Origin of the sequence: Acidovorax sp. Root275 (assembly GCF_001428965.1) — a bacterium.
In the GTDB taxonomy this organism is placed as follows: Bacteria; Pseudomonadota; Gammaproteobacteria; order Burkholderiales; family Burkholderiaceae_C; genus Acidovorax; species Acidovorax radicis.
Map to the genome: position 1 here is coordinate 649,924 of NZ_LMJH01000008.1, position 20,211 is coordinate 670,134.

The following is a 20,211-nucleotide window of genomic DNA, read 5'->3' on the forward strand; positions in this document are numbered from 1 at the left end:
GGGAGGAATCTGCAGTGTCGTCTTCGTTATCTTCCGGTGCAGACTTTGAGCACATGTTTGAGCTGGCGCCTGTATCCCTTTGGCTGGAGGACTACAGCGCCCTGAAGCAGCTTTTTGACAGTTGGCGCGCTGCAGGGGTCGTCGATCTCCGTGCCCACCTTGCGCAGGACCCCACGCGGGTACGGCAATGCAGCGCTGCCCTGAAGGTGATGAAAGTCAATCGCCGCACGCTGGAGCTGTTTGCGGCCGAGAGCCAACAGGTACTTGAAGCGAATCTGGACAAGGTTTTCAGGGATGACATGCACGACGCGGTCTCCCATGAACTGGCGGCGCTGTGGTCCGGGCAGCTTGAGTTCTCGAACCAGACCGTCAACTATGCGCTGGATGGCCGGCGTCTTGACGTTCAGATCCGCGCACGCATCCTGCCTGGGTACGAATCCGATTGGAGCCGAGTTCTGCTCTCGTTGGAAGACATCACAGCCCAGGTACGTGGGGCCCGCCAACTTCGGCGCAGCGAACAATATGCACGGGATTTGTTCGAGCATTCACCGGTCTCACTGTGGGTCGAGGATTTCAGCGCCGTGAAAAGCCTGCTCGACGGCGTTCGCGCGCAGGGCATTGACGACTTCAAGACATTCATCACGGTGCATCCCGAATTCGTCACGCGCTGCATGCAGGAGATCCGCGTGATCGATGTCAACCAGCAGACGCTGCGCATGTTCGGTGCCTCTAGCAAGGAGATGCTCCTCAATAACATCGGACGGGTATTTCGGGGCGAGATGCACGAGTCTTTCGCTGACCAGTTGCTGGACCTGTGGGAGGGCAAGACCTTCCAACAGCGCGAAGTGGTCAACTACGCGTTGTCGGGTGATGCGGTGCATATTCACATGCAGTTCTCGGTGCTGGCAGACCACCTGGCGGACTGGGGGTTGGTGCTGCTGTCGTTGGTGGACATTACCGCGCGCAAGAAAGCGGAGGCGTACCTGGAATACCTTGGCAAGCATGATGTCTTGACCCAGCTCCGCAACCGGGCCTTTTATGCCGAAGAACTCAACCGTGTCACCCGCAAGGGACCCTGGCCTTTGTCCATCATTGCGATTGACCTGAACGGACTCAAGGTCGTGAACGATGAGCAGGGCCATGCTGCGGGCGATTCCATGCTGCGCAGGGTGGGCGAAGTGCTGGCCAAGGCCGTGGACCCCCCTGCCTGCGCTGCACGCATTGGTGGAGATGAGTTCACGGTGTTGCTGCCGGGCATGGACGAACGCAGCGCCTTTGCGCTGCAGGATCGCATCCTCTCCATGCTCGATTTGAACAACCAGTTCTATCCAGGCCAGCCGATCAGCCTGGCCATGGGCGTGGCCTCCTGCCGTTCGGGCGATATGGTGGAGGCAACCATCCATCGCGCCGACCAGGCCATGTATGCTGAAAAGATCCGGTACTACCAGGACAGGGGTGTGGACAGGCGGCAAGTCCCATAGAAGCCGCCACCGGATGCACCGCAGCTGAGGCGGTATGCAATGTGGGGCATGGCTGAAAACTCAGCCCGCGTGCACCGCATAGCCATACAGCCGCTCGGGAGGCACTCGGGCCAGCAAGCTGCGGTCCGAGGCCGGGCCCGTGATGGCATAGGCGGCCTGCGAGGTATCACGGTGCAGCGTGGTGGTGACACCCTTGCCTTGTGAGTCCGTCACAGCGGCGACCAGTGGGGTGCGCGCTTCCGAGCCGCGGCGCATCACCACCCCCATTTCTCCAGATGCCATTTGCACGAAATCGCCGGGAGGGTAAATGCCCAGCACCTTGATGATCGCCATGGAAAATGGCCCCCCCTTGTCATCCCGGAACATCAGCCGGGCGGCGTCCTGGATCGAGAGCGGCTGCCGCAGTTGCCGAGGGCTGATACGTGCCATGAACAGGTCCGCCATGCGCAGTACCTGAGCAGCGTCGCTCACCGATGAGATAGCTTGTGGGTACCCTGTGCCGTCTGTCTGTTCGTGGTGTTGCATCACCGTGGTGAGCCATTCTGTGTCCGTGACGCCTGCTTTCTCCAGAATGGCGACACTGAGTGCGGGATGCGCCCGGATTTGCGCGCGCTGCCGGTCCAAGGCGGGGTAGTCTTGCGCCGCCATCTGCCCCTGCAGTTCGGCAATGCTTGCGTTCATCGTCAGCGCAGCCAGAGTGAGTAGCCGTGTACGCGCGGCGGTCCATCCAAGCTGTCGTGCCATCAATATGCTGAGTAGCGCGGTGTAGACCGCGTGGCTGTATCCGTAGCGCAGATGTTTGGCCTGATCCTGCCGAATTGCCATGAACAAGCCGATATCGGCATCCTTTTCGGCAAGCTCCAGAATTTCATCGGTCAGCGCGTATATGGCGTCGAGACCATCGGAGGTATCTCCAAGTCGGGGCAGCGCTGTTTCCAACGCGTCGATGGAGAGTGTCCAGCGGGTATAGAGGCTTTCCAGCGGCTTGGCTGGCGGGGCCTCCAATGCCTCCACCGCCTTGAACTCTTCGACATCGACAAACATGCCACGTTCCAGCAGTGCTTCCAGCTGGGCATCGCTACGGATCACATGTCCGCGTGCCAGCAGGAGCGTGCAGTCCTGGTTGCGCACATTCCAGGGCAACGGGACTCCCACCCGTATTTTGGATTCAACCAATTTCAAGAGTTGCATGGTTGTCCTCAGGCACCTAGAGCCTCCCTCTCTCGCGTGCACACGCTTGTGCCGGGAGTGGGAGGGAAGCCCCATTGTTGCAGCATGCATGGTGATTCACAACACATGCGGGTCAATCGGGCGCGGCGATCCGGCCCACATCCGGCCAGCGATGGTGCAGATAGATCCATGCTGCCATGCCCACGCACATCATGAGCAGCGACGCCAGGGCCAGCAAGACGGTCGAGTGCATGACCAGCGGAACCAGCACGCCTGCAACAAGACCATTGGCGGTAGAGCCCACAAACGCCTGCATGGACGATGCCATGCCACGGCGCTCGGGGTGGAGGTCCAACACCAGCAAGGTCACGACAGGCACCATCAGTGCCCAGCCGAACGCGAAGATGGCAATCGGTGCAAGTGACCATGCCGCGTGCGCCGGGAGGAGCAGGTTTGCTCCAAGGTTGAAGACAGCTACCGTGAACATGATCACAAAGCCGTGCCGTATTTGTCGTTTTGGCGCGATCTTTCCGGCCAGACGCCCGCTGAGCCACGCACCGCCCATGATGCCGGAAATGGTTAGTAAAAAGAACCAAAAGAACTGGGTGGGGGCCAGCGCGAGGTGTTCGCCCAGGAAGGCGGGCGCTGCCAGCACGTAAAGAAACATCCCGTTGAAGGGAACCCCGCTGGCGAGCGCCAGCAGCACAAAACGCGGGCTGGACCCTAGCTGCCAGTACCCCCGCATCAGATGCGGAATGTTGAACGGCTGGCGATGTTCGGCCTGCAGTGTTTCGGGCAGGAGCCTGAAGTTCGCGACCCAAAGTGCAACGCCCACAAAGGTCAGAAACCAGAAGATGCTGTGCCAGCCCGCATGCACAAACAACCAGCCGCCCACGATGGGTGCGATGGCCGGGGCTACGCCAAAGTAAATCGTGACCTGGCTCATCACCTGCTGCGCGCGCGCCGGTGGAAACATGTCGCGGATGACCGCACGCGACACCACGATCCCCGCCCCGGTGGACAGTCCCTGCAGTGCCCTGAACGTTATGAGCTGGCCGATGCTTTGCGAAAGCGCACAACCTGCCGAGGCCAGCGTGAACATGGCAATCCCGCACAAGACAACCGGCCGCCGACCAAAGCTGTCCGCGAGTGCCCCGTGGAAGAGGTTCATGAACGCAAAACCAAAGAGATACGCCGACAGGGTCTGCTGCATCTCCACCGGGGTGGCGCCCAGGGCGGTGGCAATCCCTGTGAAGGCAGGGATGTAGGTATCAATGGAGAAGGGGCCCAGCATGCCCAGCACGGCCAGGAGGGCGGCCAGGGCCCATTGGGGGGCGCGCCAGAGTGTGTGGGCGTTGGGATTCATCGGTGAGGCGATAGGGTGCGGCGGCGAGAGATGGCGGAGGCGTGTGGCCGAGGCTGGTGGCCGTTGCGACAGGAGCCTTCAGGGCTTGGTTTTTTGGGGTACCAGTTGGCCCCCGGATGCAAATCGGAACCAGCCTTCCATCCAGCCCAGGCCGAACAGCGCGAGGGTCTGCTCATAGTACGCCGTGGGGCGAATGGGGCTTGCGGCCAGGCGGCTGCGCTGTGCTTGCAGTGCGGTGTTTTCCCCTTGCGCCTGCAGGAAAGGCAGCATGGCTGCCGTGAAGCCCGCCGGCCCAGGGCCGGAGCCCTGCCCGGTCAGTACATCAATGGACTCAGGGGGGTGGCCCTGCTCGCGCACATACCTTGCCATGGGGCCCAATGCAGCCAGCAAGGATTTGCGGCCTGGGGCGGCAGGGTTCAGCATGCCGGCCCACAGGTAAACGCGAATGGCGTTGTAGGTGCCTTGGCCCTTTTCTTTGCCTTTTTCGTCAATGAGAAAACCTTGCCGTGCGTCGTACAAGGTCCAGTCAGGGGTATAGCCTTTGGGGGATGATCCCACCACGATTTTCTCGGAGCTTTGGGCCAGTTGTTTCCAGGCGGCCTGAGGGTAGAGTGTGGCCAGCCGCTGCATGACCTGCAAGGGTAAGTAGCTGGGATTGAGTTTCCACCGGCCTTCGCCCTCTACAAAACCGTGCGGTGCTGGCAGCAGGCTCAGGCCCAGACCTGGGAGGTCTGCAGTTTCTTCGGCAATGATCCGCGCAGCCAGGCGGACTCCCAACGCGTGGTATTGCGGTGCTTTCCATAAACGGGCGGCTTCGCCCAGAGCATAGGCAATCCAGAGGTCTGCATCAGATGCCGCGTTGCTGTCGAGGATGCCCCAGGAGCCATCCGGCCGGCGCCCCCACAGCCATGCAGGCAGACGTGCGCCCAGGTCTCCACCGCTCAGATTGTTTTCGGTCCAGCGCAGGAGGGTATCGAAACCCTTGCGATCATTGGCCACCAGGGCAAAGAAAAGCCCGTAGGCCTGGCCTTCAGAGTAAGTACGTCCTCCTTCCCCATCGTCCGAGACGATCCGGCCTTCTTCGCTGGTGAATTGCGCCTTGAAGGCGTCCCAAGCAGGCCAGTTGCCTCCCCGGGCCAGTCCGGCCGGCGCACGTGTTTGTGCCTGCGCGCGTGGCAGCACGCAGGGTGCGATCAGACCCAGTCCTGTGAGAAGGGCCGTTCGCCGTAAGAGCGATGCAGTCATGTTGGGAGAATTCTTGTTTCTCGAGGGCAATGGTGTGGGCATTTTCCTGGGGTCTGCCAATGGCAGCGTCTGCACGGTTTTTGGCTGAAAAAGCCACCCGGAACTTGCGGGGCAAGGCGGCGTGCCCAAGGGGTTCCCTATACTAGTACAGCACTGGTGCAGCCGCCCGAAGTTCCGAAACTTGAAGAGGGTGTATTCGCGATCTGCGGGGTTGCGGTGCGCGACTGCCAGCACGCTCTGAATCCAAGGTGCTACAAAAGGCGGGGCCCTTTGCCCCGAAAGTATTGCGGTAGAGGCGCTATTTCAGTGCTAACTTGCTCAAAGTCATGGATCAAATGCAACAGCAACTATTGGGCGGGACTGGCGATATTCCAGGGGTTCAAATCAGGCGACTACAACCTTGGGAAGACGAGCGTGGACGGCTGACGGAGGTTTTTCGTAACGAATGGCACCCAACCCTTCTCCCTGTGCAGTGGAACCATGTCCGGTCCAGGCCCCGCGTCTTGCGAGGGGTTCATGTGCACGTTCGGCACACCGATCATCTGTTGGTGCTGGGTGGCACGATGCTGCTGGGTCTGGTAGACCTGCGAGAGGGGACTGAGCATTTCCGGCGGAGTACGGTGCTTGAACTTAGTGGCACCGAGCCCACCATGGTCAGCATTGAGACAGGGGTCGCACACGGCTTTTACTTTCCAGAGCCCGCAGACATTCTGTATTCCGTCACGCACTACTGGGATCCCGTGACGGATGAGTTGGGTTGCCGATGGGACGACGCTGGGCTCGGGCTGGATTGGCCCGTCAGCGATCCCATACTGTCTCCAAGGGATCAAAACGCCAAATCCCTCAACGCATTGCTGGAAGAGTTGCGCGATACCAAGGACAAGCCATGGTGAAGATCGGGCTACTGGGATGTGGCCGCTGGGGGCGGCTGATTCTGCGCGACCTGAAGCAGTTGGGGGCGCACGTCGCGGTCTTGGCCGTAGGGGAGGCAAGCCGTGCCCGTGCTTTGGAGGGCAAGGCCGACGCAGTGGTTTCCACCCTTGATGCGCTGCCGGAGGTGGATGGATATGTGGTGGCTGTGCCCACCGCGCTGCATGCAGCCTTTCTCCGGCAACTGGTGCCGATGGGCAAGCCCATCTTTTGCGAAAAACCCTTCACCTCCGACGCTTCAGAGGCGAGAGCCCTTGCGCATTTGGCTGGCGACAGAATTTTCATCATGGACAAGTGGCGCTACCACGGTGGCGTGCTCGCCCTGGCTGCGCTGGCCCGGTCTGGCGAATTGGGCCCGGTGTTGGGGCTCAAGACGACCCGGCTGGGATGGGGCAACCCTCACATGGACGTAAGCGCTGACTGGATACTGCTCCCGCACGATCTGAGCATCGCCATTGAGATTCTGGGCTACCTTCCAAAACCAACTGCTGCCTGGGCCGAAACCAGCGAAGATGGTTTGATAGCGCTCTCCGGGATTCTGGGGCTAGAGGATCGGAGCCGCCCATGGATGCAGTTTGAAATCGGAGCCCGTTCCCCTGTCCATCGACGGACTGTCGAATTGCGCTGCCGCGATGGCATTGCCTCGTTAAGCGACGCGTACGACGACCATATTGCTCTGCAGCGCACGGTCAACTGCCTGGCGGAGGCGGGTGCATCGAGTGTGGAAATGCGCCCCGTTGCCACCACCATGCCCCTTTTGCTGGAGCTGACAGCGTTCCTGGAGTACCTGTGCCATCGCCAGGGGCCTCCCAAGAGCAGCGCAGCGGAAGGCTTGCTGGTGGTTGAGCACATTTCGCGATTGCGGACACTCGCTGGGCTGGGCGGATGATTGGATGAGCGATCCTCTCTTTACGGTTGTGATCCCCACACACGACCACGCAGATACCTTGTGGTATTCGGTGGCCAGCGTGCAGTGGCAAACGTGCCAGGGCTTCGAGTTGTTCATCGTAGGGGATGGCGCGCCCCAGCGTACGCGCGAAATTGCCCAGACTCTGGCGGGGCGGGACCCCCGCATTCGCTATTTCGACAACCCCAAAGGTCAGCGGCATGGCGAGGCCTACAGGCATTTGGCCTTGCAGGAGGCGAAGGGCCGTTTTGTCGCCTATCAGTCGGACGATGACCTGTGGCTGCCGGATCACCTTGAAACGCTGGCGGATGCGCTGGCACAACACGATCTGGTTCACAGCATGCAGATCGATGTATCGCCTTCCGGCCAGACGGCCACCTGGCCGTTTGATGCTTTCGAGGACGACCAGCAAATCGCGCGCATGCGAAAGTCGGCGGGCGGCTTCGGCTTGGCCTGTGGAGCGCATACGCTTGCCGCCTATCGGGCACTGCCGACAGGGTGGTGTCCCGCGCCACTTGGCATCAACACCGATCTGCACTTCTGGCTGCAAGTGCTGGAGCAAACCGGGGTGCGCTACGCCTCGGTCAAATGGCCGACCGTGCTCCATTTTTCTTCAGTTACGCGCCGTAGCCTGTCCAACGCTGAAAGGGTGGCGGAACTGGAGAGATGGTGGGGCGACCTGCAAGGCCCGGAAAAGCGGCTGGCCCTGCTGAAAAGCGTGTTACTTCGCGTCAATGGCCATTGCTACGCTCAACCCAAACTGCAGGCAGAAATGGAAGCGCTCAAGAGCAGCCTATCCTGGCGGATCACGGCGCCGCTGCGCACATTGGTGAGCCGACTCGGTATCAGGCCCTGACCCTTGCCCCTGACCTTTGCATTTGGCGGAGTCTGAATCCGGTGAGAGGTTGCAGAGGCGATTCACTCTGCCTCACACGGTAGCCAGAAAAACAAAAAAGCCGACGCTACGTTGAAGTAGCACCGGCTTTATGCGCCTTGCGGCTTTCGTTTGGTGGGTCCTGAGTGACTCGAACACTCGACCTACGGATTAAGAGTCCGCTGCTCTACCAACTGAGCTAAGAACCCAAACTTTTCGTTGATCTGTCCGCATTGCTGCAGAGCCTCGAATTATGCACTAGTTTTTTGTGGCTTGGCAAGCGGTCCACAAAATTATTGCATGGCATTGCGGCTTGCCAGTTCGACAAAAAGGCCGCTGTGGTCCAGCTCGCCCAGGCCGTGGTCTACGCCTTCGGCATACAGGGTCTCGAACAGGGCGGTGATGGGGGCGTCGAAGCCGATCTCGCCCGCCGTCGCCAGGGCGTTGCGCATGTCCTTGAGCTGCACGGCCATGCGGCCGCGGGGGGCGAAGTCACGCTCCACCATGCGCTGGCCATGCAGCTGCAGGATGCGGCTGTCGGCAAAGCCGCCCTGAATCGCTTCGCGCACTTTGGCCATGTCGGCCCCACCCTTGGCGGCAAACAGCAAGGCCTCGGCCACCGCACCGATGGTGATGCCCACGATCATCTGGTTGGCCAGCTTGGTGAGCTGGCCAGCGCCGTGTGGGCCCACATGGGTGGCGCGGCCGCAGGCGGAAAACACGGGCTCGGCCTGTGCAAAGTCTTCGGGGCGCCCGCCGACCAGGATGGCGAGCGTGCCATTTTCTGCCCCCACGGTGCCGCCCGACACGGGTGCATCCAGGTGGGCCAGGCCCATCTCGCCCAGGCGCGCAGCGTGGTCGCGCGCCTCACGAGGCTGGATGGAGGCCATGTCGATGAACAGGGCACCTTTGCGCATGGCCTTGGCGGTTCCCGCATCAAAGAGGACTTGCCCCACAACGGGGCCGTTTTCCAGCAGGCTGATCACTACATCGGCGTTCTGGACTGCTTCGGCGGGGGTGGTGTGGACGGCGATGCCCAATGCTGTCAGGGGCTCTGCCTTGGCGCGGGTGCGGTTCCATGCATGCACCTGATGGCCGGCGTCCTTCAAGCGGCGTGCAATGGGGTGGCCCATCATGCCGATGCCAAGGACTGCAATGCGAAGCGGGGTGGTGGTCATGGCGTCATTCATCCAGGATCGTTGTCTCTTTGTGCATCATGTGCCTTTTTGGTGCATCACCCTGTCACGGAGCTTGCAGCATGGCGGGATTGGAATGATGATCCCGCACAGCCACAGGAGACTTTACCCATGAGCCTGCCCTTGCACGACCCCGCCTGGCTGGAGCGCATGTACAACAACCGCGCCCTGGTGCCCGACCACATGGACTACCTGCAGCGCTGGGCCGGGGATTCTGCCCAAGTGCGTGCGAGCCAGCCTTGTGTGCTGGATGTGCCGTATGGCACCGGCACTGGGGAGGTGCTGGATATTTTCCCCTCTGCGCGGGCCTCGGACCTTGGCGTGCCTGTGCTGGTGTTCATCCACGGCGGGTACTGGCGCTCGCTCGACAAGTCAGACCACTCGTTCATTGCACCTCCCTTTACGCAGGCGGGCTTTTGTGTGGTGGTCGTGAACTACGCGCTGTGCCCCGGCACGCCCGAGGCGCCTGTCACCATTCCCCATATCGTGCGGCAGATGGAAAAGGCGCTGGAATGGGTGTGGCGCCACATTGCCAGCCATGGTGGGGATCCACGGCGCGTCACGGTGGCCGGGCATTCGGCGGGCGGCCAACTGGCGGCCATGATGCTCACCAGCGTGTGGCCCCTGATCGGCGACGGTCTGCCCGACGGGCTGGTGCGCAATGCGCTGTCGATTTCGGGCGTGCATGATCTGGAACCGATCATGTACACGCCCATGTACCAGTCGGTGCTGAACCTGACGGAGCAGCAGGTGCTGCAATACAGCCCTGCCCGCCTGCTGGAGCCCGCCACCGGCACGCTCCATTGCGCCGTGGGTGCGGATGAAAGCCCCGAATTCCTGCGGCAGAACCAATTGATGCAAGACGCCTGGGGCAGCCACTTCGTGCCCCGTAGCGTGAGCTTGCCCGGCCTGCACCACTTCAGCATCGTGGACGCCTTGGCCAGGCCGGGGCATGACCTGCACCACATGGCGCAAAACCTGCTGCGATCCTGACGCAGGCCACTGGCACCGAGCTACATCAACAGGTGCTCACCCGCGTTGTCGCCGCCCAGGATCACGTAGTTCACCTTGCGGATGTCCATCAGCTTCTTGCCACCGGCATAGCTGATAGAGCTTTGCACGTCCTGCTCCATCTCTACCAGCGTGCCGGCCAGCGGGCCCTTGACGGGTTCGAGGATGCGCTTGCCCTCGACGTGTTTGTATTCGCCCTTGTTGAAGTCGCTGGCCGAGCCGTAGTACTCCTTGAAAAGCGCACCATCGACTTCCACCGTCTTGCCAGGTGATTCCTCATGGCCTGCGAACAGCGAGCCGATCATCACCATGCTGGCGCCAAAACGGATGCTCTTGGCGATGTCGCCGTGGCTGCGGATGCCACCATCGGCAATGATGGGCTTGGTCGCCACACGGGCGCACCACTTGAGGGCCGACAGCTGCCAGCCACCCGTGCCAAAGCCGGTCTTGAGCTTGGTGATGCACACCTTGCCCGGGCCCACTCCCACCTTGGTGGCGTCCGCGCCCCAGTTCTCCAGGTCGATGATGGCCTCGGGCGTGGCCACGTTGCCGGCAATCACAAAGGCCTTGGGCAGCTTGGCCTTGAGGTAGCCGATCATGTTCTTCACGCTGTCGGCATGGCCGTGGGCGATGTCGATGGTGATGTATTCGGGCGTGATGCCTTCGGCCACCAACTGGTCCACGGTGTCGTAGTCGGGTTGTTTGACGCCGAGCGAGATCGAGGCGTAGCAGCCCTTGGCATGCATATCCTTGACGAACTGGAGGTTGTCCAAGTCAAACCGGTGCATGACGTAGAAGTAGCCGTTCTGGGCCATCCAGGTGCAGATCTTTTCGTCCACCACCGTTTTCATGTTGGCCGGCACCACGGGGATGCGGAATGAGCGTCCGCCCAGCTCCACGCTGGCGTCGCATTCCGAACGACTTTCCACGCGGCATTTGCGGGGCAGCAGCAGGACGTTGTCGTAGTCGAAGATTTCCATGAGATTCCAAGCTCCTTTGAAAAGGTCGCCCGCGAAGGATTTCACGGGCGTGGGCGCTTGGCTTGGGACCGGCTTTGTGGGCACTGGCGTGGTAACCAGCTCCGAACCCCGCAGATTGCGCGGGCACAAAAAACCGGGCGTCAAGAAACTTGGGCCCGGTGATTGATTCTNCGGTGCGGGTATGACCGGTATCACCGGCGTCACCTGCAAGTGGACTGCGCAGCCGCAATGACGCGGCCCTGGGCATCCTGCACCCAGCCCACCATGCGCAGCCGCTCGGCCTGTGCGCCTTCCGGGATGCGCATGGACCGGGTTTCCATCCATTTCATTTGCTCTGATTTTGATAGCTTATTGCGCTTATCTAATGTGCCATGGAGCATGTTTCGAACCATATTTCGTGCCACTTTCGTGCCTTCGGTGCCTGCAGGCACGGATTCGACAAGCAGCAGGTAGAAGTCCATGGCTGCGGGCGCCGCACCGGTGCGCTGTGCAGCCCGTTGCACGGGCGTGAACGCGATGGCCGTGCCCAGGTAGTCGTTGAACGGCATGCCATGGGCCACGCGCAGGCGGGCGGGCATGGTCGCTTCGATCGCAGCAGTGTGCACATCGGTGGCGACAGGGGGCTTGCGGCCCAGGGTCTGCAGGCGGGCCAGGGCGTCGCTGGTGGCGGCGGCCGACAGGGGCGCGTCGTCGCCGGCCTTGCCCGGCACGATCCAGTCCAGGACCGCCGCGCCCGCCGTGGCAGAGGGCGCGGGGGTGGCCGCATCGCTCCAGCAGGCTTCGCAGTCGGCGCTGATGAAACGCTCGAAAATGGCCACGGGCTGTGGGGTACCGTCACTGCTGCAACTGGCCTGGGCCAGCGCAGAAGGTGCATGGGTCAGTGCAAGGGCCAGAAGGCTGGCCAGGGTGCGGGCAATGTTTTTCATGGGCTCCAGGGGAGGGCGCCGGGGCGCTTTCTACAATGGCCGCATGTTCCCACAAGACCCGTTCCCGGGTGCACCCGAAGCCCTGGTGCCCCCACACGCTGCTGCGGCCTCGGCTGCAGCGCCCCTCCTGGCCAACCTGAACGACGAGCAACTGGCTGCCGTCACGCTGCCCGCAGGCCACGCGCTCATCCTGGCGGGGGCGGGCTCGGGCAAGACGCGTGTGCTCACCACCCGCATTGCCTGGCTGTTGCAAAACGGCTATGCCACGCCCGGCGGCATTCTGGCCGTCACTTTCACGAACAAGGCGGCCAAGGAAATGGTGGCCCGCCTGTCGGCCATGCTGCCGGTGAACGTGCGTGGCATGTGGATCGGCACCTTCCACGGCCTGTGCAACCGGCTCTTGCGCGCGCACCACAAGGCGGCCGGCCTGTCGCAGTCGTTTCAAATTCTGGATACGCAGGATCAGCTCTCGGCCATCAAGCGCCTGTGCAAGCAGCACAACGTGGACGACGAGCGTTTTCCGCCCAAACAGCTGTCCTATTTCATCGCCAACTGCAAGGAAGAAGGCCTGCGTCCCGGCGACGTGCAGACGAATGACAGCGATGCACGCAGAAAGGTCGAGATCTACCAGCTCTACGAAGAACAATGCCAGCGCGAAGGTGTGGTTGACTTTGGCGAGCTGATGCTGCGCAGCTACGAACTGTTGCGCGACAACGACCCCATCCGCGAGCACTACCAGCGCCGCTTTGCGCACATCCTGGTCGACGAGTTCCAGGACACCAACAAGCTGCAGTACGCCTGGCTCAAGCAACTGGCGGGCAACGAGGTGGGCGGGCGCTTTGAAGCCCGTGGCAGCGTGATTGCCGTGGGCGACGACGACCAGAGCATCTACGCGTTTCGCGGTGCGCGCGTGGGCAACATGACCGACTTCGTGCGCGAATTTGACGTGCAGCGCCAGATCAAGCTGGAGCAGAACTACCGCAGCTATAGCAACATCCTCGACTCGGCCAACCACCTCATCAGCCACAACAGCCGCCGCTTGGGCAAGAACCTGCGCACCACGCAGGGCGCGGGCGAGCCCGTGCGCGTGTACGAGGCCAGTTCCGACCTGGCCGAGGCGCAGTGGATGGTCGATGAGATCAAGCAGCTGGTGCGCAACGATGGCTTTGAGCGCAAGGAAATCGCCGTGCTCTACCGCAGCAATGCGCAAAGCCGGGTGATCGAATCGGCCCTGTTCAATGCCAGCGTGCCCTACCGTGTGTATGGCGGCCTGCGCTTCTTCGAGCGCGCTGAAATCAAGCATGCGCTGGCCTACCTGCGCCTGTTGGAGAACCCGCACGACGACACCAGCTTCACGCGGGTCGTCAATTTTCCACCGCGTGGCATCGGCGCGCGCAGCATCGAGGTGCTGCAGGACGCCGCCCGCGCCGCCGGCTGCTCGCTGCACGATGCGGTGAGCGCCGTGCCCGGCAAGGCGGGCGCCAACCTGGGCGCGTTTGTCGCCATGGTGGATGTGCTGCGCGAGCAGACCCAGGGCCTGAACCTGCGCGGCATCATCGAGCAGATGCTCGAATCCACGGGCTTGGTGGAGCACTTTCGCACCGAAAAGGAGGGCGCCGACCGCATCGAGAACTTGCAGGAGCTGGTCAACGCGGCCGAGAGTTTTGTCACCCAAGAGGGCTTTGGCCGCGATGCCGTGGCCCTGCCTCTGGACGAGCACGGCACACCGCTCACGCAAAGCGCGGTGAGCCAGGGGCTGGACCCCAACGCGCCGGTGCTGGATGAGCCGCTCAGGCCCGCAGTGCCGGGCATCGTGGACGCCGACACGGGCGAAACCCTCTCGCCCCTGGCGGCCTTCCTGACCCACGCGGCGCTGGAGGCGGGCGACAACCAGGCCCAGGCCGGGCAAGACGCCGTGCAACTGATGACCGTGCACGCCAGCAAAGGGCTGGAGTTTGACGGTGTGTTTATCGGCGGCATGGAAGAGGGCCTGTTCCCCCACGAAAACTCCGCCAGCGAGCGCGACGGCCTGGAGGAAGAACGCCGATTGATGTATGTGGCCATCACCCGCGCCCGCAAGCGCCTGTACCTGAGCCACTCGCAAACGCGCATGCTGCACGGCCAGACGCGCTACAACATCAAGAGCCGCTTCTTTGACGAGCTGCCGGAAGCCGCGCTCAAGTGGATCACGCCCAAGCAGCAGGGGTTTGGTTCGTTTGCTCCTAATTCAGGAGCTTCTAGCGCTTATCCATCAAGCGCTAGAGGCCAATTTGGCTTCAAATCCGAGACGTTTGCCAGCCCACCCGTGCCCGTGCAGAAGACCGCGCCCTCCCACGGCCTGCGCGCAGGCATCAACGTGTTCCACACCAAGTTCGGCGAAGGCAAGGTGCTGGCCATCGAAGGCACGGGCGACGACGCGCGTGCGCAGGTCAACTTCCCGCGCCACGGCACCAAGTGGCTGGCGTTGTCGGTGGCCAAGTTGACGGTGGTGGATTGAGCGCAGCCACCGCGCCTGCTTCTGCGCCGATCCTGGTGGTGCTGGGCGGGCTGCCCGGCGTGGGCAAGAGCACGGTCGCCCATGCGTTGCTGGCGCTCTGGCCTGCGGTGTACCTGCGCATCGACACCATCGAGCAGGCGCTGCGGGATTCCGGCGTGCTCGTCGCCGGGGATGTGGGCGCGGCCGGCTACCGGGTGGCCTGCGCGTTGGCGCGCACCCAGCTTGCGCAGGGCATGCCGGTGCTGGCGGACTGCGTCAACCCGCTGCCGGTGACGCGCGAGGCCTGGCGCGCCGTGGCGCGCGGCGCCCAAGTGCCCGTGCTGGAGGTGGAAGTGATCTGCTCGGACGCCGCAGAGCACCAGCGGCGCGTGGAAACACGGGCCATTGGCGTCCCTGGGCTGGTGGGGCCCACCTGGCAGGCCGTGCTGCAGCATGACTACATGCGCTGGGATCAGGAGCGACTCGTGGTGGACACAGCGCGCTGCAGCGTGGGCGAAGCGGCGCAGTACATCCTGTCTGCGCTGCGCGAGCGCACAGCGCGAACTAACCAGGCGACTTAAGCCGGCAGGCAGTGCGCCGTGGTGTCCGGCAGCGCCAGCTTTTCGGCCACCAAGCCTTTGCGCTCGGGGGAGATCAGTGCCCCCAGCCCCTGCATGACCGTGACTTCGGCGCCGGCTTCCTTGTCGCGGTAGCACTTGCCGAGCAGGTCCAGGGTGCTCACCAGTGCCTGTGCCTGGGGTGCTGAGGTTTTCTGGAGGGATGCGGCCTGCTGCTTCAGCCAGGTCTCATAGACCTCCAGGGTGGCCTGCGGCAGCTTGGTGCGCTCGGCCTCGGGAATCATGCTCGCATACAGGGCCTGGAGGCTTTGTACGCCCGGTTGCCCCATCACCAGCACGGCGTCGTAGCGCGCCTCGTAGGCGCCTTGCCGGTAGATCACTTGGTGGATCTGGTAGCGCAGCTTGCCCTTGTCACCCCCCAATGTCCGGATCAGGTCGCGCGCGGCGGCGCTGTGGCGGTCGCTGGCGAACTGCGCTTCCAGGGCCGACGCAATTTGCGCATCGGTCGGGTAGCGAACTGCGCCCAGGGTTTCTGGCGCGGATGAGGGGTTGCACCCGAGCAAGGCGCCTGCCGCACCCATATACAAAAAGCCACGAAAGATAATTAATTTCATATTTATGACAATTTAATGGATGGAATTTTTATATTTTCCAGTAGACAAGGATTTCTGAATGTTATTCAGGGTTTCATAATGATTTTAAGTGTAAGTGCATGTTGAGTTTTTTACGCAATCTCGTGCGGTTGGTTTGGTGGTCTGGCTGTGGGGATTTGGCAGGCCCTGATGTAAGTGCTTGTCCTACTTGCCTTATTTTTACAGGCAACACAGGGCGTGGCGGCTTGTCCGAGATTGTGGATAACTGGACAGAGGCCCGCCAGGACTGCTGCCTACATTTCTTTACTGGGTGCGTGGATACACCCATCAACAATTCGTTCGCAGGCCGCAAGAGGCTGCTCATCGATTAATTTTTAACCCATGGAAGGATTATTGATATGCGCAAACTTGCCATTACCACCCTTGCTACGCTGGCCTTCACCTGCAGCGCGGCTTTCGCCCAGAGCGGCAACGTCGCCATTCCGGGCTTGATCTCGGGCAAGGGCTCGGCGGGCTCCGAGGTGACCAACAGCAAGATCTCCGTCACCGGCAACAAAGCCACCAACGTGATCGCGGGCGGCGGCAAGGCGGGCATCAAGGTGGCCGAGGTGTCCATGGAAGGCGTGGCCAACGTCAACAGCATCAACATCACGGGCTCCAAGATCCGCAATTCGGAACTGACCGTGAGCGGCAACGAAGCCACCGACATCAAGGCCATTGGCGGCACGGCCAACGTGAACAGCATCAACATCAACTAGGCCTTTTGGTCCTGGCGGGCTGCCTTGCCGCCTGGCCCTTGCGGGGTCCATACGGCTGCCTTTCCATCCAAAGTCTGTTCGTCGAAAACTGGGAGCTGTGAGTGCACACAACGCGCAAGACGCAACCGCATGAAGCGGCCGCGCTATGGCTGGTCGGCATTTCCGTGGCCCTGGCGCCGATGCGTGCGGGGGCCCAGGAGTCCATGCTGGCTGGCGTGGGGTGGCACAAGAACAGCGCCGGCACGCAGGTGGATGCGGGCAGCCAGATCCAGGTGCACGGAAACCGGTCCACGGGCCCCGTGGTGTCGACTGGCGGCAAGGGCTCGGCCCTCGCCAATGCCGGGATGCGTGTTGATCTGGCTGGCACCGCGCAGGCCAATGGCATTGGCCTGGCGGCGATGGATGTGCGCCAGTCGCAGGTGCAGGTGCTGGGCAACCAGGTGACGGGTTTTGTGCATGCGCTGGGCGGCGCCGCCACGGCCAATATGGTGCTGGCCGCGAGCGCCACAGGCACGAAGCCGCTCACCGCGAGCCGCTTGCTGTTGCAGGGCAACCGCGCGGCCGATGTGGCAGCTTTCGGTGCCAAATCCGAGGTGCTGCTGGGCACCGGGTCGCTGCAGATGCCCGGCCGCGCCACGGCCAACAGCGTGCTGCTGGATGCGACCGAGGTGCGCAATTCCGAGGTGGCGCTCGCTGGCAACGAGGCCCGGCGTATCACGTCCATTGGCGGATCTGCGCTCGCCAATGCCCTCACAGCGGCCCGCTCGGTCTTGGTGGACACCCGCGTCCTGCACACCGCAAACCGTGCAGAAGATGTGCGAGCAGGCGGCGGTAGTGCGGGCGTGGGGCGTGGCACCATTGCCCAGGTCGATCTGACGGGGGTGGCCGCTGCCAACGCGGTCACCCTGGCGTCTAGTGAACTGAAGAATGCCCAACTCACCCTGGCGGGCAACGAGGCGGCCCAGGTCATCGCAACGGGTGGCAGCGCCCTGGCCAACAGCATCAGCTTCTCCGAGCACAAACTGGCCGGTTCGGCCAGGTACCAGGCGGGCGTATCGGGCAATACCGCACGCAACGTGCAAGCCTGGGGCGGCGAAGGCTCCATCCTCAGTGGGGCGTTGGCCGATGTGCGGGTGTCTGCCTCGGCCCTGGCCAACACCATCTCCGTGACCCGGGGCGAACTGGCTGAAGGGCCTGTGCACCGCCTCAGTGGCAACCAGGCCCGCGATGTGGTTGCGACCGGGGGTGGCGCAGGAGCCAACAGTCTCTGGCTGGACAACGCGACAGTGCGCGGTGGCAACGTGCTACTGGCAGGCAACGTGGCCGACAGGGTGCGGACGGCTGGGGGCTCGGGCACCATTGGCGGTGGCCTGGTAGGTGCCCTGGAACGCAATGGACGCGCCCTGGCCAACACCGTGGTGGCGGACCACCAGTCCACGCTGGAGCGGGCTGCCATCACCCTCAGCGGCAACCAGGGCCAGTCGATCACCGGCTCGGGTGGCCTGGCGGCGGCCAACACGGCCATGGTGAGCGAGGGGCGTGTGCAGGACACCACCCTGACCCTGGCGGGCAACCGCGCCGATGGGGTGCAGTCCACTGGCTATGCGGCGCAGGCTGGCAGGGGCCTTTTGTTTTCGGCCAGCCAGCAGTCGGCCGCGCTGGCGAACACGCTGGCGGTCACGGGTTCGCAGCTGGATGCTCAGACACTGACCCTGGCGGGCAATACCGCTTCGCGCCTGAATGCACGCGGCGGCGCGCTGCTGGCCAACAGCATTGCCCTCGAAAACGGTGCAGGCGCGCCCTCGCGGCTTTCGGCGGCAGGTGTTGTGACGGGCAATGCCGCCACGGACATGACCACTGCTGCGGATTCGGTGTCGGGTGCGGGCGGTCTGGCCGGGCGCGAAAGCCGCGCCCGGGCCGCCGCCAACGCCCTCGTGCTGCACGATGGGGCGCTGGTGGATGCCTCATCCCCCTGGTTGATCGCCGGGAACACCGCGCGCGGTGTACACGCGCCCGGAGGCACCGCCCTGGTCAATGCACTGTCGGCCTACCGTGGTGCACGGGTGCAGGGCAGCCCCGTGGTCATCGCGGGCAACACCGGCGAGGACATCCGCGCCGCTGGCAGTGGCGCACAGGCGCTGGGCCTGGGGGCCAAATCCAATGGGGTGCTGATCGCCAACGGGCTCTACATGGATGGTTCCGGTGCCACGGCGCTGGCCCAGAGCACCGTGCAGGTGGTCGGCAACACGGCGCGGCAATTGAACGCCGACGGTGGCCGCATCAACGCCAACGCGCTGTCAGTCAACGCCCAGGGTCGCGTGGACAGCAGCAGCCTGACGCTCGCTGGCAACACCGCAGCCAATGTGCGCAGCGAGGGGCGTGAGGGTACCGTGGGTGGTTTTGTGGCCTTTGGCAAAGGCGTGGGCCAGGCCAATGCCAACGCGGTCCAGGTGCTGGGGACCTTGCGTGCGGCCAGCCTGCAGCTGACGGGCAACTCGGCGGGGCGCGTGCAGGCCACCGAGGGCCTGGCGGCAGCCAACAGCTTTTCGCAAGGCGCCGGTGGGCGTGTGGATGGTGTGCAGGCGCTATTGGCGGGCAACACGGCTGTGTCCACCCAGGCCGACCAGGGCAGCACAGCGTTGGCCAACAGTGTGCAGGCTGATGGCACGCTGCAGGGCAGCTCAGTGCAAGTGGTGGCCAACCAGGGCAGCGCACGCGCAGCAGGCCAGGATGGGCTGGCCAACAGCGTGCGTGTGCAGGGCCGGGGGCGCCTCGCCGGTTCGTCGGTCACCGTGGCCGCCAACCAAGGCTCGGCACAGCAGGGGGTGGCCAACAGCGTGGACATCGCGGGCACTTTGCAGGGCGGCAGCATCACCATCCTGGGCAACCAGGGCTCGGCGCGCGATGGCGGGGCCATCAACAGCGTGGTGGGCGGTGGCCGCGTCACGGGCAGCCAGATCACCATCATTGGCAATGCGGGCTCGGCCACCGGCGGGCTGGCCAACAGCGTGCGCGCCGAGGGCAGCATCACCGGCTCCAACATCACCATCCTGGGCAACCAGGCCAGTGCGCAGGGTGGCAGCAGCAAGGTCAACAGCGTCACAGGCTCGGGCTCCATCAAGGGCAGCCAGGTCCTGATCGCGGGCAACACCGGCCGGGCCAGTGGCGGTGGCCTGGTCAACGGTGTGAACAACAGCGGCAGCATGGCCGGTGCGCAAGTTGCGGTGCTGGGCAACCAGGGCAACGCCACGGGCGGTGGCACTGTCAACAGCGTGGACAACCGGGGCCAGCTCTCGGGCCGGGTGCTGATTGCAGGCAACCGGGGCGGCGCCACCATGGGTGGCACGGTCAACTCGCTCGTGAACCACGGCGTGATGGCGGGCACGGTCGTGATCGCCGGCAACCAGGGGCAAGCAGCGATGGGTGGCGTGTCCAACTCGGTGGTCAACCAGGGCGTGATCACGGGCGCGGTGACCATCGTTGGAAACATGTCGGCCGCTGCAGCAGGCATGACCTCCGGCAGCGTGCGCAACGTGGGCGGCGCCATTACCGGCATTGTGGGTGTGGCGGGCAATACCCCGTTTGCCGCGAACCCTGGCTACACGTACACCATCCCTTCCACGGGCGTGGTGAACCAGTCTGTCACGGTGTTGCCTGCCGTGAATATTCTGAGCATGTAGAGGCTATTCGGCGGCCGCGCAATGGCGCCCTTTTTTTGGT

The 20,211-nt window shown here is 63.3% G+C and carries 16 protein-coding genes and 1 tRNA gene; 9 read left to right on the forward strand and 8 right to left on the reverse strand.

The annotated features are described in order from the left end of the window. Positions 1-14 precede the first annotated feature (14 nt). Positions 15-1,481, forward strand: a complete 1,467-nt coding sequence (locus tag ASE52_RS13080) for a diguanylate cyclase (RefSeq protein WP_029414047.1) — start codon at positions 15-17, stop codon at positions 1,479-1,481. 60 nt (positions 1,482-1,541) lie between these two features. Here the strand turns inward: ASE52_RS13080 and ASE52_RS13085 are convergent, their stop codons facing one another. From ASE52_RS13085 to bcsZ, 3 genes are all read right to left on the reverse strand, one after another. Beyond that, positions 1,542-2,672 (reverse strand): HD domain-containing phosphohydrolase, encoded by a 1,131-nt coding sequence (locus ASE52_RS13085; protein WP_241776990.1) that lies wholly within the window; start codon positions 2,670-2,672, stop codon positions 1,542-1,544. 112 nt (positions 2,673-2,784) lie between these two features. Then, positions 2,785-4,017: a multidrug effflux MFS transporter gene (locus ASE52_RS13090; RefSeq protein ID WP_057226620.1), complete on the reverse strand. Its 1,233-nt coding sequence runs from the start codon at positions 4,015-4,017 to the stop codon at positions 2,785-2,787. Between the two features lie 78 nt (positions 4,018-4,095). Beyond that, positions 4,096-5,262 (reverse strand): cellulose synthase complex periplasmic endoglucanase BcsZ, encoded by a 1,167-nt coding sequence (gene bcsZ, locus ASE52_RS13095; RefSeq protein WP_057226622.1) that lies wholly within the window; start codon positions 5,260-5,262, stop codon positions 4,096-4,098. A gap of 335 nt (positions 5,263-5,597) precedes the next feature. On the opposite strand from bcsZ, the gene ASE52_RS13100 reads away from it, so the two are divergent. From ASE52_RS13100 to ASE52_RS13110, 3 genes are read left to right on the forward strand one after another with little or no spacing between them, the layout of a single operon-like run. Next, positions 5,598-6,155: a dTDP-4-dehydrorhamnose 3,5-epimerase family protein gene (locus ASE52_RS13100; RefSeq protein WP_241777014.1), complete on the forward strand. Its 558-nt coding sequence runs from the start codon at positions 5,598-5,600 to the stop codon at positions 6,153-6,155. After that, positions 6,149-7,081: a Gfo/Idh/MocA family oxidoreductase gene (locus ASE52_RS13105; RefSeq protein ID WP_057226626.1), complete on the forward strand. Its 933-nt coding sequence runs from the start codon at positions 6,149-6,151 to the stop codon at positions 7,079-7,081. Before ASE52_RS13100 ends, ASE52_RS13105 begins: the two co-directional genes overlap by 7 nt. Positions 7,082-7,085: 4 nt before the next feature. Then, positions 7,086-7,955: a glycosyltransferase family 2 protein gene (locus ASE52_RS13110; RefSeq protein ID WP_029414049.1), complete on the forward strand. Its 870-nt coding sequence runs from the start codon at positions 7,086-7,088 to the stop codon at positions 7,953-7,955. Positions 7,956-8,106: 151 nt separating this feature from the next. Here ASE52_RS13110 and ASE52_RS13115 read toward each other — a convergent pair. Both ASE52_RS13115 and ASE52_RS13120 read right to left on the reverse strand, forming a co-directional pair. Beyond that, a tRNA-Lys gene (locus ASE52_RS13115) sits at positions 8,107-8,182 on the reverse strand. An 84-nt stretch (positions 8,183-8,266) separates the two neighbouring features. Next, on the reverse strand, positions 8,267-9,151 hold the full coding sequence (locus tag ASE52_RS13120; protein WP_035197879.1) for an NAD(P)-dependent oxidoreductase: 885 nt from the start codon (positions 9,149-9,151) through the stop codon (positions 8,267-8,269). A gap of 129 nt (positions 9,152-9,280) precedes the next feature. On the opposite strand from ASE52_RS13120, the gene ASE52_RS13125 reads away from it, so the two are divergent. Then, a complete protein-coding gene (locus tag ASE52_RS13125; protein ID WP_010463535.1) occupies positions 9,281-10,162 on the forward strand; it encodes an alpha/beta hydrolase in 882 nt (293 codons plus the stop codon). Between the two features lie 20 nt (positions 10,163-10,182). Here the strand turns inward: ASE52_RS13125 and ASE52_RS13130 are convergent, their stop codons facing one another. Both ASE52_RS13130 and ASE52_RS13135 read right to left on the reverse strand, forming a co-directional pair. After that, positions 10,183-11,160, reverse strand: a complete 978-nt coding sequence (locus ASE52_RS13130) for a GMP reductase (protein ID WP_010463537.1) — start codon at positions 11,158-11,160, stop codon at positions 10,183-10,185. Positions 11,161-11,360: 200 nt separating this feature from the next. Next, a complete protein-coding gene (locus ASE52_RS13135) occupies positions 11,361-12,086 on the reverse strand; it encodes a hypothetical protein (protein WP_057226628.1) in 726 nt (241 codons plus the stop codon). A 43-nt stretch (positions 12,087-12,129) separates the two neighbouring features. Between ASE52_RS13135 and ASE52_RS13140 the strand changes: the two genes are divergently transcribed. Next, entirely contained in the window at positions 12,130-14,583 is a 2,454-nt protein-coding gene (locus ASE52_RS13140; protein WP_057226630.1) for a UvrD-helicase domain-containing protein, read from the forward strand. Beyond that, on the forward strand, positions 14,580-15,143 hold the full coding sequence (locus ASE52_RS13145) for an AAA family ATPase (protein WP_082606863.1): 564 nt from the start codon (positions 14,580-14,582) through the stop codon (positions 15,141-15,143). Before ASE52_RS13140 ends, ASE52_RS13145 begins: the two co-directional genes overlap by 4 nt. Here the strand turns inward: ASE52_RS13145 and ASE52_RS13150 are convergent. Continuing rightward, positions 15,140-15,754, reverse strand: coding sequence for a hypothetical protein (locus ASE52_RS13150; RefSeq protein WP_241776991.1), 615 nt, complete (start codon positions 15,752-15,754; stop codon positions 15,140-15,142). The two genes, ASE52_RS13145 and ASE52_RS13150, sit on opposite strands and share 4 nt — an antisense overlap. Before the next feature lie 377 nt (positions 15,755-16,131). Between ASE52_RS13150 and ASE52_RS13155 the strand changes: the two genes are divergently transcribed. Both ASE52_RS13155 and ASE52_RS13160 read left to right on the forward strand, forming a co-directional pair. After that, positions 16,132-16,491: a hypothetical protein gene (locus ASE52_RS13155; protein ID WP_010463544.1), complete on the forward strand. Its 360-nt coding sequence runs from the start codon at positions 16,132-16,134 to the stop codon at positions 16,489-16,491. 101 nt (positions 16,492-16,592) lie between these two features. Next, positions 16,593-20,171, forward strand: coding sequence for a hypothetical protein (locus ASE52_RS13160; protein ID WP_241776992.1), 3,579 nt, complete (start codon positions 16,593-16,595; stop codon positions 20,169-20,171). Positions 20,172-20,211 lie beyond the last annotated feature (40 nt).